The organism is Nocardioides islandensis (assembly GCF_015352455.1).
GTDB lineage: Bacteria > Actinomycetota > Actinomycetes > Propionibacteriales > Nocardioidaceae > Nocardioides > Nocardioides islandensis.
Genome location: NZ_JADKPN010000005.1, coordinates 97290 through 110205, shown reverse-complemented (window position 1 = coordinate 110205; position 12916 = coordinate 97290). Strand labels below are relative to the sequence as shown.

Genomic DNA, 12916 nt, shown 5'->3' with positions numbered 1-12916 from the left:
CCGCAAGCCTACGATCGAAGCATGGGTAGTCCAGGTTTGCACCAGGCGCGGCAGAAGATGCTCGACGCCGGCGTGGACGAGGTGGCGGTCGACACCTTCGCCCACTACTACCGCCTCCTGGAGCACGGCGAGACGGGCATGATCCCCGAGTCGTCGATCGAGCCCCTGGACATGGAGTCGCTGGCCGACGTCGAGGTCGACGACGACGCCGCCGCCGAGGCGATCCGCACCACTGCCGTCATCAAGCTCAACGGCGGTCTGGGCACCTCGATGGGCATGGACCGCGCCAAGTCCCTGCTGTGCGTGCGCCGCGGCCTGTCCTTCCTCGACGTCATCGCGCGGCAGGTCCTGCACCTGCGCCAGGAGTACGACGCGCCGCTGCCGCTGATCTTCATGAACAGCTTCCGCACGTCGGCCGACACGATGGCCGCGCTGGCCAGGTACGGCGGCCTGCCGGTCGAGGGGCTGCCCCTGGAGTTCTGGCAGAACAAGGAGCCGAAGCTCCTCAAGAAGGACCTCAGCCCCGCGGCGTACCCGAAGAAGCCCGACCTCGAGTGGTGCCCTCCCGGCCACGGCGACCTCTACACCGCGCTCCGGGGCACGGGTCTGCTGGAGCGGTTGATCGAGCAGGGGTACGAGCGGGTGTTCGTGTCCAACTCCGACAACCTGGGCGCCGTGCCCTCCCCACGCATCGCCGGCTGGTTCGCCGGCAGGGGCATCCCGTTCGCGATCGAGGCCGTGCAGCGCACGCCGTCGGACCGCAAGGGCGGGCACTTCGCGCGCCGCAAGAGCGACGGCCACATCGTGCTGCGCGAGACCGCGCAGACCCTCAAGGAGGACCAGGCAGCGCTCGCCGACCTGGACCGGCACCGGTTCTCCTCGACCAACAACGTGTGGTTCGACCTGGTCGCGATGCGCCGTGAGCTCGACCGTCGCGGCGGCATCCTCGGCCTCCCGCTGATCCGCAACGTCAAGCACCTCGACCCCGCCGACCCGAGGACGCCCGAGGTGATCCAGATCGAGACCGCGATCGGGGCGGCGATCGAGGTGTTCGAGGACGCGCAGACCATCGAGGTCGGCCGCGACCGGTTCATCCCGGTGAAGACGACCAACGACCTGCTGGTGCTGCGCTCGGACGTCTACGACCTCGGCCAGGACTTCGGTCTCGACCAGGCGGCCGACGTGCCGTTCGTCGAGCTGGACCCGGAGTTCTACAAGCTCGTCGGCGACTTCGACCAGCGCTTCCCGGAGGGTGCGCCCTCGCTGCGCAAGGCCAGCTCGCTGAAGGTCGACGGCGACTTCACGTTCGGGCGAGGGGTCCAGGTCGTCGGCGACGTCGAGCTCGAGAGCAACGCCGCCCAGCGGATCCCGGCCGACACGGTGCTCGATGGGTGATCCGCTCCAGACGTTGCGCAGCGTCACCGAGCACCAGACAGAGATCCTCGACAGCCTGCGTCCGCTGCCGCCGTACGAGCAGCCGCTGCTCGACGCCCTCGGGCTGGTGGCGGCGGCCGACGTGTACTCCCCGATCGCGCTGCCGAGCTTCGACAACTCGGCGATGGACGGCTACGCCGTCTGCTTCGACGACGTCGCGTCCGCGACCGACGAGCACCCGGTCCACCTGCCCGTGGTGGGGGAGATCGGCGCCGGTCAGGCCCGGATCCTGGCGATGTCGCCGGGCACGGCGGTGAAGATCATGACCGGCGCGCCGGTGCCCGCGGGTGCGGACGCGGTGGTGCCGTACGAGTGGACCGACCGCGGCGTCGCGCAGGTGGTCATCGCGCGGGCGCCGGAGGAGGGCCAGCACGTGCGGTCCGCCGGCGAGGACGTCACCGAGGGCGACCTGCTGATCGAGGACGGGACCGTCCTCGGCCCGCGGCAGCTCGGCCTGCTCGCGAGCGTCGGGCTGGCCACCGTGGTGGTGCGGCCGCGGCCGCGCGTGGTGATCCTCTCGACGGGCTCGGAGCTGCGCGACCCGGGGTCGCCGCGCGGCCACGACTCGGTCTACGACGGCAACTCCTACATGCTGGCGGCCGCCGTGCGTCGCGCCGGTGCGATCGCGTACCGCGTCGGGATCGTGCCCGACGAGCCGAAGCTGTTCCTCGACGCCCTCAACGACCAGCTCGTGCGCGCCGACGCGGTGATCACCAGCGGTGGCGTGTCGATGGGCGACTTCGACGTGGTCAAGGAGGCCCTCTCGCCGTTGGGCACCGTGTGGTTCGGCGGGGTTGCCATGCAGCCGGGCAAGCCCCAGGGTTTCGGTGTGGTGGGCGAGGACGCGACCCCGATCTTCACCCTGCCGGGCAACCCCGTGTCGTCGTTCATCTCCTTCGAGATGTTCGTGCTGCCGGCGTTGCGCCGGATGATGGGCCGGCTGCCGTACACCCGTCCCACCGTCGCGGCGACGCTGACCCACGCCGTGTCCTCCCCGCCCGGCCGGGCGCAGTACCTGCGCGGCGAGCTCTCCGACGGCCCCACCGAACGACAGGCGAGACCGATGGTGTCGCCGGTCGGCGGGCCGGGATCGCACCTGGTCGGCGACCTGGCCCAGGCGAACGCCCTGATCGTCGTGCCCAGCGAGACCACCTCGGTGGCCGCCGGCGAGACCGTGACCGTCGTCCCGCTGGAGCAGGAGTTCTGATGGACGCCCCCGATCGCCTCACGCACGTCGACGAGTCGGGGGCTGCGCGGATGGTCGACGTGTCCGGCAAGGACGTGACGGCGCGTACGGCTTCCGCGTCAGGTCGCGTGCTCGTCTCGCCCGTCGTCGTGGACCTGCTCCGCGGCGCGGGTGTGCCGAAGGGCGACACCCTCGCCGTCGCGCGGCTGGCCGGGATCATGGGCGCCAAGCAGACCCCGTCGCTGATCCCGCTGTGCCACCCCCTCGCGCTCTCGTCGGTGACCGTCGACCTGACGGTGGCCGACGACGCCGTCGAGATCGTCGCGCGCGTCTCGACGACCGACCGGACCGGCGTGGAGATGGAGGCGCTGACCGCCGTGTCGGTGGCCGCCCTGACCGTGATCGACATGGTCAAGGCGGTCGACAAGGGCGCGGTGATCACCGACGTACGGGTGGAGACCAAGACCGGGGGCAAGTCCGGCGACTGGACCCGGAGTTGATCCGCGGGATGATCCGCTCGTGAACGACGAGGTCACGCACGTACCCGCCGCGGTGGTCGTCGCGTCCAACCGCGCGGCCGCCGGGGTGTACGAGGACGCGACGGGCCCGATCCTCGTGGAGTTCCTGCGGTCGCTGGACTTCGCGGTCGGCGACCCGGTCGTCGTACCGGACGGGCCTCCGGTCGGCGAGGCCATCGCGGCCGCCGCGGCCGACGGCGCTCGCGTGGTCCTGACCACGGGAGGTACGGGGCTGACGCCGACCGACCGCACACCGGAGGAGACCCGCAAGCTGCTGGACTTCGAGGTGCCCGGCATCGGCGAGGCGATCCGCGCCTACGGTGCCGCCAAGGGCATCCCGGCCGCCGCGCTGTCGCGCGGGACCGCCGGCGTGATCGGGCACTGCCTGGTGGTCAACCTGCCCGGGTCACGAGGTGGCGTGAAGGACGGTCTCGAGGTGCTGGCACCGATCCTCGAGCACGCCGTCGAGCAGATCGTCGGGAGCGACCATTAGCCCGTTCCCGCCGGGGTGGCCGGCCACCCTGCACCAGGGAAGCGTCACCGTCCGGCCGCTGAGCCGCGCGGACGCCCAGGCGTGGAAGGCGGCCCGCCGCTCGAACGCCGACTGGCTGCGGCCCTGGGACGCCACGGTGCCGCCCGGCGGTGCCGAGCGGCCGAGCAGCTTCCGGCAGCTCGTGCGCCGGCTCGACCGGCTGGCCCGCAGCGGGATGTGCATGCCGTTCGCCATCGACGTGGACGGTCGGTTCGCCGGGCAGGTCACCGTGAACAACATCGTGCGCGGGTCGGCGCAGTTCGCCTCGGTCGGCTACTGGCTGGACCGTGCCTACGCCGGCCGCGGCGTGATGCCGCTGGCCGTCGCGATGGTCATCGACCACTGCTTCACGACCGCCCGGCTGCACCGCATCGAGATCGCCATCCGGCCGGAGAACACGAACTCCTTGCGGGTCGTCGAGAAGCTCGGGATGGCCGAGTACGGGTATGCGCCGCGGTTCCTGCACATCGACGACGCCTGGCGCGACCACCGGTTGTACGCAGTGACGGTCGAGGAGGTGTCCGGCCGGATGGTCGATCGGCTCAAGGAATCCCACTAGTCACACGAGTTCGCTGGCGACACACCTCTTGACATCCGTCCCAGCATGCGCTGGCAAACCTAGGCTCGACCCCGTGGACCTGAGCGGACTGATCTTCGTCGCCCTGGCGGTGGCCTGGGCCGCCTACCTGATCCCCAAGGCGCTCAAGCACCACGAGGACAGCGTCCGCAGCCGGTCGGTCGACAAGTTCTCCAGCACCATGCGCGTGCTCGCCCGCCGCGAGCCCGTCGACCGCCGCAACGCGCGCCTGGTGGTGACGCCCGGCAAGCCGGCGGCCCAGGTCGAGGTCGCCGTCCAGGGATCGCCCGCCGTCGTCACCCCCGAGGTGCTGCGTGCCCGCCGCGCCGTGGCCAACCGCGCCGCGCGCCGGCGTCGCCGCGTGCTGCTGACGCTGCTGCTGGCCAACCTCGCCGTGGTCGCGCTCGCGACGGCTCACGTCATCTCCTGGTACTGGTCCGCCGCCCCGGCCGCCCTCCTCGTGCTGTGGCTGGTCGCCTGCCGGGTGATGGTCCGCCGCGAGCGGAGCTCCATGCCGTCGCTGGTCGAGCAGGTGGTCGAGGCCGTCGAGGAGATGGTCGACGAGACCGCCGAGCGCCCCGCCGTACCCCTCGACCTGGCCGACACCGACTCCTTCGCCGCCGTCTCCGCCGACCCCGCCCTCTGGGACCCGGTGCCGGTCACCCTTCCGACGTACGTCGACAAGGCCCCCGCCGCCCGCCGGGCCGTCCGCACCATCGACCTCGACAGCACCGGCGTGTGGACGTCGGGCCGCACCGAGGCCGACAGCCGCCTCGCGCGCGACGCCGAGGAGGCGGACCGGGCCGAGCGCTCCTCGCAGGACGACCGCTCCGCGCAGGACGGTCGCGCCGTCGGGTCCTGACAGGGCCGGCTGATTCGGCCGGGCCGACGGCCCGATGCTAACGTTTCGCTTCGCTTGGGGCTGTGGCGCAGTTGGTAGCGCGTCTCGTTCGCAATGAGAAGGTCAGGGGTTCGAATCCCCTCAGCTCCACTTACCCGACATGTGTGTCAGAAGACCACTGGTCGTGCGAGGAGCCCGCTCGCACGACCGCGACCGGAAAGAATCCGGCAGAACTCAACCGCGTCCATGCTCCACGTGGCCGACTCGGGGGCGACGCCACGCGCCCACGAGCCTCCTGCCGGGCCGGTCAGGTCCAGGTGGAACGGCTGGCCGTGCAGGTCGGCCCATTCCTCGACGGCGTGGGCGACGATCAGGCCGTCGTGTGGCGGGCTGAGCTCGAGCTGTCGCCCAGTCGCGCGCGCGAGGTCGATGCGGTGCATCCACGCGTCGCGGGTGTAGATGGTCCCCAGCAGTCGTTCGAGGGAACAGGCACCAAGTGGCTGTCCCAGGGGCAGCCGCAGTCTGCGAACCGGCGTCGGGATGCGGCGTCGTGCCTGGATCGACAGTCGGGCGGACCGCTGCAGGTCGGCGCGGAGCTGGAGCGGCGTGCGGTGGTGGCGCTCGGCCACCTGGATCGCGTTCATCGCATCGATGAGCAGCTCACCTCGTCGTCGACGGCGAAGTCCGGCCACGAGCTGGTGCACACGCTCACGGGTCCCGCCGGTCGCCTCGGCAGCGCCGACCAGATGGGCCACGACGGCCCAGACGTCCCATGGGGCGCAGTCCGTGGGACGTGACCAGTCCTCGGGACCGAACGTCGCCAGCAGACGATCGAGGCGCCGGTACTCCTCCTCGGCAGCGTCCATCCATCGGGTGTACGTCACGGGCACGGGGTCAGCCTGCCGGATTCGTCTTGCGTCGGGGTCTCGCACTGGCCCCCGGTACCCGGGAATCATCCAAGGTCGCGCTCAGGAACATGTCCACCGACCTGTCGACCAGCTGCGACCAACGCCGGCCCTGCGGATCGTTGCTGACCTGTTGGGAGGCGAGCCCGGTCATCAGCGCCGTGAACAGATCGATGTCGCTCGCATCGCGAACACCAGCCGACGCCAGGACATCGACGAGAGCCTGCAGCGCAGCGACCGCCAGCCGGTAGGACTCGGGCGATGGCTCGAAGCCGGGGACGGGTCTGAGGTAGAGGAGGGCGTATCTCGCCGGCTGCTCGACGGCGAAGTCGAAGAAGACGCGAGCCGCGCGGTGCAGCATCGTGACCGGGTCGGGGTCGACCTCCGTCGCCTCGATCCGGTCGAGCATGGCGCGGCAGCCGTCGGCAAACATCGCGTCGTACAAGGCGCTCTTGCTCTCGAAGTAGACGTACAACGACGGCGCCCGCATCCCCACCCTGCCGGCTACGTCCCGCAGGCCCCATCCGGTCACCCCGCGCTCGTCGGACAGCTGCCACGCAGACTCGACGATCTCGCGCTTGGTCGACTGGTGCCGGATGGAGCGGCGGTCCCGCGGCGCTGGCTCCTCCCACTCGGATGGCACAGGGCCTCCACCTGTGTTTTCGCCGGTAGCTCTTGACATGCCCACCAGGCAGAGCCTAACAATGTTAGGAAAACCGTGCGCTGTTCAGGAAAGGCGTGTCGCTACCTTGCGACGCCCACCCTGTCGAACTCGGGTCCGGCGCCGACCGACCCGACCGACGGAGGCTTCCCATGGCGTCACTCGCCGATGGCATCCAGACCAGAGCCCGCACCAGGTTCGTCCTGCTCTTGCTGGCCTCACTCATCGCCGCGGCGCCGGCCGCCCTGGTGCCCGTACCGGCGACCTCGGCGGCGCGCACGAACGCTGGGCACAACGGGATGCTCGTGTTCGCGGGCGACCTGGGACAGGGGTCAGAGATCTTCGTGATCGACGCGCGCGGCCGAGGCTTCACCCAGCTCACCGACGAGGCTGGGGAGGCAACATCCCCGGACTGGTCGCCCAACGGCGCCCGGATCGCATTCCAGCTCGACCACGACGAGACCGCCGACATCGCCGTCATGAGGGCCGACGGCGGCGGGCTGCACGTGCTCGACCTGCCGGGCTACCAGGCGCAGCCGGCCTTCACCGCGGACGGCACGCGCCTGGTGTTCGAGTGCGGCGACTGCGACGGGCGCAACGGCATCTTCGTGATGGACCTCGACGGCACCCAGCCGCAGCGGCTGACCACGAATCCGTTCCAGGACGAGGGCGACTCCGACCCCAACGTGTCGCCTGACGGCAGCACCGTCACCTTCGTCCGGCACCTCGTCGACGGCAAGCTCCAGGCGCTGTTCGCTGTCGACATCGACGGCACCAACCTGAGGAAGCTCGTCGACTACGGACGAGAGGTCGCCGTCAAGCACGACTGGGCACCCGACGGAGCTCACATCGTCATCACCACCGCGGCCGACTACCCCCACCACCGATCGCCCAACATCGCCACGATCCGCGCGGACGGCACCCACCTGAGATTCCTCACCCACTTCCGAGGAGGACGCTGGGGTGCGTTCGCCGGCAGCTACTCCCCGAACGGCGAGTGGATCGTGTACCGGATCGAGAACCTCGAGTCCGAGCGCTACGTGATGATGAAGATGCACCCGGACGGCTCCCACAAGACCCGCATCGCGGCGATGCCCTTCCGGCCCCGCGGCACCGACTGGGCCGTCCGATGAGGCCGCGTCCGGTGGGGTCTCTGAGCGCGGTCGCAGCCGTCCTGACGCTGGCGGTGGCCGTGGCGCCTGCTGCTGTCGCCGATCCGGCAGGCTCCCCGCAGTCGTCGGCTCAGACCATCACGTGTGACGCAGGCGCGGTCTTCCGTACCGCTGCGGCCGGCCACGGGCTGTACTCGCCCGCGCACGACCTGGACAGCACGGCCGTGCTGACGCCGGTCCACTTCGGGGAGATCACGTTCACCTTCGTCGGTGCGGACGGGAGCGTGGAGGTCGACGTGGTGCCCGGGGACAGCAAGGGCCCGGGGGCGCTGGGCACGGCCGGAGCGGTCCGGTGTGACTACGTGAGCAGCTTCGACGTACCCGGCGGAACCGTGTTCGTCTCCGGCGAGATGGTCGCAGTCATCACTCCTCGCGCAGGGGAGCGTGGATGACGGCGGCCAGGGCCGTCGAGACCGCTTCGGGGCCGTTCATGACCATTCATCGTTGCCACGGGGCGGCGTCGTGAAGCAGACGGTGCCGGCGGTGGTGCTGCTGATCGCGCTCGGGGCGACTGGCTGCGGAGCGGATGGTGGTACGGCCGAACCCAAGACGCCGACCGGGTCCAGCGCAGCGACGTCAGTCTCGTCACCCGCAGCCGAGAGTCGTGTCTATGTGTCACTCGGCGATTCGTGGCCGGAGGGCGCGCACTGCAACGGGTGTCGTACGTTCCCGCAGCTGCATGCCGAGATGCTCCAGGAGTCGCTCGGCGAGCCGGTCACGCTCGTCGACCTCGCGGGGCAGGCGCAACCCTCGTTCGACGCTCCGGGGGGCGGCGGCAGCGCGGGACTGCTCCACGCGCTCCGGACGGCGGAGTCGTTCCGCGCAGAGGTCGCGACCGGCGACATCATCGTGATCGCGACGGGACCGAACGATGGCGGTGAGATCTTCGAGCAGATCATGGACGGCACCTGCGGTGGCAAGGATGACGCCGGCTGCGTCGTACCTCTGGCCCGCACGTGGATGCGCGAGTTCGACGCGATCCTCGACGAGATCGAAGCTCTGCGGGCCGGACTGCCGACCGCGATCCGTCTGGTGAACGCTGCCAACGCCTTCAACGACCCCACGGCCAGTGCCGCGACTCGGCGCGGGTTCGCGGCGTACTTCCAGGCGCTGACCGTGGCGCTCTGCGACAACGCAGAAGCGCACCACGTGGTCTGCGTCGACGTCCGCCCGGTTCTGAACGGGCCGGACTTCGACCAACCGGTGGACGACAGCACGCAGGAGTCGATGGACGCAGTGGCCGAACTGCTCCGTCGGACGGGAGTGCCCGAGCTCGAGTAGCCGCGAGGAGAGCAGCGGAAGCTCTCGACGGTTGCCCATCCGCGAGGGACGTGATGGACCCCCGGGCCGGCTACCGCCTCATCTGGGCGGCGCGCGCCTCCGTCTTCTCCTGCTGCCTGGTGAGCTGGTCGTCGAGCTTGACGTAGCCGAACCACCAGTGGGCGAGCAGGCCGATCAGCATGCCGCCGACAGCGAACGCGGACCATGGGAACTCGGGCGCCAGGGTGATGTTGATGATGATCAGCCCGGCGGCGACCAGCAGGGTGACGATGCCGTGGACGACCACGCCCGTGGTCGCGTTCTCGTGCGCCATCGCCCGTTCGGCTGTCTCGTAGTCGTGCAGAGTGATGTTCGCGGTGCTCATGGAGTTCACCTCCCTTCCCTCAAGCGTTGGTGGCGCGCTGGCGCCGGACCAGGGCGGTGACGGCGCCGGCTGCGAGGAGGACCCACACCCCGGCGAGGCCGGCGGCCAGGTCGCTGTTGCCGTGGCTGGCGTAGTCGGCCGTCTCTTGGGGTGGCAGCATCTTGGTGGGGCCGCCTTCACTCTGATGCACCGCGGCCGAGACGTGTGCGGTGCCATGGGTGATGAAGGCACCGACCGGGTTACCGGTGAGCACCGCGGCGGAGTCGGCCATCACGGTGCCGACCAGCGGCGAGCGCATGTCGGCGTCGCGGTACTCGGGGTAGCCCAGGTGGTAGCTGGCCGACATCAGCAGCGACAGGGCCAGGACCAGTCCGGCGTACCCGACCTTGCGACGTGCTCCGGCACGGTCGCCGTGCATCAGCAGGTACGCGACGGCGGCGGGGAAGACGAACAGGATCAACGCGTCGACGCTGCCGTAGACCAGGCCACGCCAGCCGATCTCGAACCACCACCGCCACCCCTCGGGGTGGCCGGTGGCGTCGGAACCGAACACGACGGCGGCCACACCGACACCGGCGACCGCGCCGACGACCAGGCTCCACGCCAGGTTCAACGGCCACAGGTCGCGTAGCTGGGTCCCATAGGAGGCCAGGAACGCGCCGAACCACGCCAGCGCGACGGTGAAGTAGACCAGGTAGTACAGGTCGGGCTGGAGCCCGAGCACGTCGGCCCCGACGAAGGGCACCACGAAGAACAGCGCGGCTCCGCTGGCCAGCCAGATCAGCGGTCCAGCCGTGGCTTGGGAGCGTGGGCTCAACTCCGGGTGTGCGGGCGGGTCAGGACGACTCACCACAGGGTGTCCAGCGTGCGAGGTGATCATCACGCGTTCATCTCCTCTCCTGAGTGCTTCCGAGGGGTTCCACCGGCCGCAGCCCGACGAACGGCCGGGTGCTGAAGTAGTCGCGCATCGCGGCGTCCGAGTGCAGGTCGACTCCCAGCACGCGCTGGATCAGGCGCACGCGCCACGGGTGACGGCGGCGGAACTCGACCCCCACGGCGAAGGCCTCCTCGTCGCTGAGGAACCGATGCTGCGGTACGAACGACTCCCGCCCGATCTGCACGCGGAGCGCCGGGCCGGCCCGGAGGTTGCGGATCCAGTCCGCGCGGGCTCCCCAGACGGAGCAGATCACGGCCTCGCCGGTGGCCTTGTTCTCGGCCAGCACCATCGCGGCCGTCGCGTGTGGCTGCCCGGTCGTGCGTCCGACGTGGGTGAGCACGAGAAAGGTGCGGCCCAGGAACAGCCACCCCAGTCCCACGCGATAGAGGGGCAGGGGCAGCCGGAAGACGAACAGCGCCAACCTGCCGGGCTGCCGGCGGAAGCCCAGCAGCGACCGAGTGTCTGTCCGCTGGTTCCCTGGTCTGGTCGTCATCGCCATCGATGTCACCTCCATGGAGGCGGCTCGCGGTTGGGTGCGGTCCCCACTCGGATCACCGTGTCAACGTGAACGAGCCGACTCTCGCGATCCGTGGTCGCTCACTTCAAGGATGACCCTCGACCGCCACGCCGGTGCAGGGTCCTTGGACCGTCCTGCGAGGGACTTCGTGGCCGGTAGGCAAGTGACCAGCGTCAGTCCGCCGCCTCGTCAGTCCATGTCGACGTGGTCGTAGGGGTCGATCCGCCCACGGGCCACGGCGCGGGCGGTGCGCCTGTCCATCCGGGCGCTCCGGGGGAAGTTCTCGTACCAGTGGTCGATGAACCGCTGGTACTTCAGGGTGGGCGCGCGTCGCTTCAGGATCGCGTAGTTCTCGTCCGAGTACATGGCCGAACTCGTCCAGTTGGCAGATCCGTTGAGGGTGACGTAGGCCGTACGGTCGCCGTTCCACCTGCCGTTGATGGTCAGGGCCTTGAGGTGGAAGTAGTTGTCGAACTCCCCGTCGCCGTCGAAGTCCTGGACGAGGTGCTTCTTGGGCACGACCCCGCGGACGGTGGGGCGGTTGAGGAACCGGAAGACGTTGACGCCCATGACGGTGTAGGCGATGCGGACGTCGCAGCCTTCCGCCCACAGCTTCTTCAACTGGGACGCGATCTCCATCCCACGCTCCTCCCGCAGGACGTCGGGAGCGGCCCGGATGATCGTCCGACCGTGGGGGGTGTTCGTGGCGCCGTGGCAGGCGACCTTGTCCAGCAGGTCCCGGACGGGGTCTGGGCCGACTCCGTCTGGACCGAACATCGGGAAGAAGCCGAGGAGGTCCTTGCCGGAGCTGCGGTGGACGAACTGCTCCTCGACCGGCTGGTCCTGCCACATCTCCCGGTAGACCCCTACCGCGAAGTCGTACAGCGCGCGGTTGCCGACCCAGGTGTACATGTCGTTCCACTGGTTGATGACTCCGGCCACGGTGAGGTTGGCCGAGCCCGACATGACGACGTCGTGGGCCTTGCCGGTCTTGGAGAACAAGAAGACCTTCGTGTGGGCCGACCCCCTCCGTCCCCGGCAGGACAGGATGCACGTCTTGGCGTAGCTGCGCCGGCTGGAGGGGACAGTCTGGTTGCCGCGCTTGAGTCCGGCCCTGAGACGCTTGAACCCCGGGTTGGGCACGTCGACCAGGTTGGTGTTCGCCATCAGCACGCGGACCTTCACGCCACGCCTCTGGGCGTCCAGCAAGGCGTCGACGGCGACCCGCGACACGATGTTCCAGGACATGATCCGGATCCGCGACCTGGCCGGGGCGTGGCTGATGGCCGCGATGATCTTGCCGTAGACCGCGTTGCGGCGGTCTGGTGCGCCAAGGGCCGTGTTGAAGACCACGCCTGGGCGTGGCGCGTACCGGCGGGTCTTGGGAGCGGCCTTCTGCCGGGGCCCGGGAACGGCGCTGATCTTCGCGGCGGCAGGAGCTGACACGGAGGCCTCACGCGCCGACACGCCGGGGCGATGGGCCTGGGAGACGAGGGTGTCGTCGGCGGAGGCGCTCACGTCGACGGCAAGGGTCACGGCTACGAGGACGAGCGGGGCCACCCATGGTGCAAGCCGCACCTGCCACTCCTTTGAGACTCGGTCATCAAGGATCCCGATCCGGGCAAGCCACAGCGAATGGTGCCCCGCTGGAAGCGCCCGGCGCCGTGGCGAAACGGCACTATAACGCGCGCCTACGCCAGCGATGTCCCCGCTGGCGGACCCGTCACCCCGGTCGTCGACGGAGGCGTCAGGACCGCCGCCCGGCGCGGCTGCTCCGGTCGCGGGCAGCGCGCATTGCGGACCTGGCCGGGGCGGGGAGTCGTCGGACCACGCGACGCGCCAGCGCGTGCGCGCTCGAGTGGCGCCGACGGGGAGCCGGGGCACGGAGCCTGGTGACAGGAGCCGGGCCCGGGAGCAACGCGACGGGGAGGTGTGGCGCGGCGAGCAGCCTGGCGGAGACAGGGATCGACGTCCCGACGGAGGTGCGAAGC

General features: G+C 70.2%; 15 protein-coding genes and 1 tRNA gene. 10 read left to right on the top strand and 6 right to left on the bottom strand.

The genetic code is table 11. The annotated features are described in order from the left end of the window. Positions 1 to 21 precede the first annotated feature (21 nt). The 7 genes from ISU07_RS10635 to ISU07_RS10605 all read left to right on the top strand — a co-directional run bounded on the left by ISU07_RS10635 (position 22) and on the right by ISU07_RS10605 (position 5238). On the top strand, positions 22 to 1395 hold the full coding sequence (locus ISU07_RS10635; protein ID WP_194706768.1) for a UTP--glucose-1-phosphate uridylyltransferase: 1374 nt from the start codon (positions 22 to 24) through the stop codon (positions 1393 to 1395). Then, positions 1388 to 2641, top strand: coding sequence for a molybdotransferase-like divisome protein Glp (glp, locus tag ISU07_RS10630; protein ID WP_194706767.1), 1254 nt, complete (start codon positions 1388 to 1390; stop codon positions 2639 to 2641). The genes ISU07_RS10635 and glp overlap by 8 nt, the downstream gene beginning before the upstream one ends. After that, positions 2641 to 3120, top strand: coding sequence for a cyclic pyranopterin monophosphate synthase MoaC (gene moaC, locus ISU07_RS10625; protein ID WP_194706766.1), 480 nt, complete (start codon positions 2641 to 2643; stop codon positions 3118 to 3120). The genes glp and moaC overlap by 1 nt, the downstream gene beginning before the upstream one ends. 19 nt (positions 3121 to 3139) lie before the next feature. Then, the gene (locus tag ISU07_RS10620; protein WP_323742545.1) at positions 3140 to 3631 is read left to right on the top strand and encodes a MogA/MoaB family molybdenum cofactor biosynthesis protein; all 492 of its coding nucleotides are present in this window, start codon (positions 3140 to 3142) and stop codon (positions 3629 to 3631) included. Beyond that, the gene (locus ISU07_RS10615) at positions 3627 to 4229 is read left to right on the top strand and encodes a GNAT family N-acetyltransferase (protein WP_194706902.1); all 603 of its coding nucleotides are present in this window, start codon (positions 3627 to 3629) and stop codon (positions 4227 to 4229) included. Before ISU07_RS10620 ends, ISU07_RS10615 begins: the two co-directional genes overlap by 5 nt. 73 nt (positions 4230 to 4302) lie before the next feature. After that, positions 4303 to 5109 (top strand): divisome protein SepX/GlpR, encoded by an 807-nt coding sequence (sepX, locus tag ISU07_RS10610; protein WP_194706765.1) that lies wholly within the window; start codon positions 4303 to 4305, stop codon positions 5107 to 5109. A gap of 56 nt (positions 5110 to 5165) precedes the next feature. After that, positions 5166 to 5238: transfer RNA gene (locus tag ISU07_RS10605), tRNA-Ala, on the top strand. Positions 5239 to 5255: 17 nt separating this feature from the next. On the opposite strand, the gene ISU07_RS10600 is transcribed toward ISU07_RS10605, so the two are convergent. Next, positions 5256 to 5978 (bottom strand): maleylpyruvate isomerase family mycothiol-dependent enzyme, encoded by a 723-nt coding sequence (locus ISU07_RS10600; protein ID WP_194706764.1) that lies wholly within the window; start codon positions 5976 to 5978, stop codon positions 5256 to 5258. Positions 5979 to 5982: 4 nt separating this feature from the next. Next, positions 5983 to 6675, bottom strand: a complete 693-nt coding sequence (locus ISU07_RS10595; RefSeq protein WP_228521711.1) for a TetR/AcrR family transcriptional regulator — start codon at positions 6673 to 6675, stop codon at positions 5983 to 5985. Between the two features lie 131 nt (positions 6676 to 6806). Here ISU07_RS10595 and ISU07_RS10590 point away from each other — a divergent pair, with 131 nt between their 5' ends. From ISU07_RS10590 to ISU07_RS10580, 3 genes are all read left to right on the top strand, one after another. Then, complete coding sequence (locus ISU07_RS10590) at positions 6807 to 7787, top strand: TolB family protein (protein ID WP_194706762.1); 981 nt, start codon at positions 6807 to 6809, stop codon at positions 7785 to 7787. A gap of 11 nt (positions 7788 to 7798) precedes the next feature. Next, on the top strand, positions 7799 to 8218 hold the full coding sequence (locus tag ISU07_RS10585) for a hypothetical protein (RefSeq protein WP_194706761.1): 420 nt from the start codon (positions 7799 to 7801) through the stop codon (positions 8216 to 8218). Between the two features lie 220 nt (positions 8219 to 8438). After that, positions 8439 to 9107, top strand: coding sequence for a GDSL-type esterase/lipase family protein (locus ISU07_RS10580; protein ID WP_194706760.1), 669 nt, complete (start codon positions 8439 to 8441; stop codon positions 9105 to 9107). Between the two features lie 70 nt (positions 9108 to 9177). Here ISU07_RS10580 and ISU07_RS10575 read toward each other — a convergent pair whose 3' ends face one another. From ISU07_RS10575 to ISU07_RS10560, 4 genes are all read right to left on the bottom strand, one after another. Further along, entirely contained in the window at positions 9178 to 9471 is a 294-nt protein-coding gene (locus ISU07_RS10575) for a 2TM domain-containing protein (RefSeq protein WP_194706759.1), read from the bottom strand. Positions 9472 to 9490: 19 nt separating this feature from the next. Beyond that, on the bottom strand, positions 9491 to 10288 hold the full coding sequence (locus tag ISU07_RS10570) for a hypothetical protein (protein WP_194706758.1): 798 nt from the start codon (positions 10286 to 10288) through the stop codon (positions 9491 to 9493). Positions 10289 to 10358: 70 nt separating this feature from the next. Then, positions 10359 to 10907 carry a nitroreductase family deazaflavin-dependent oxidoreductase gene (locus tag ISU07_RS10565; protein ID WP_194706757.1) on the bottom strand — a complete coding sequence of 183 codons (549 nt, stop codon included), beginning with the start codon at positions 10905 to 10907 and terminating at the stop codon, positions 10359 to 10361. 207 nt (positions 10908 to 11114) lie between these two features. Next, positions 11115 to 12503: a phospholipase D-like domain-containing protein gene (locus tag ISU07_RS10560; protein WP_194706756.1), complete on the bottom strand. Its 1389-nt coding sequence runs from the start codon at positions 12501 to 12503 to the stop codon at positions 11115 to 11117. Positions 12504 to 12916: the final 413 nt, after the last annotated feature.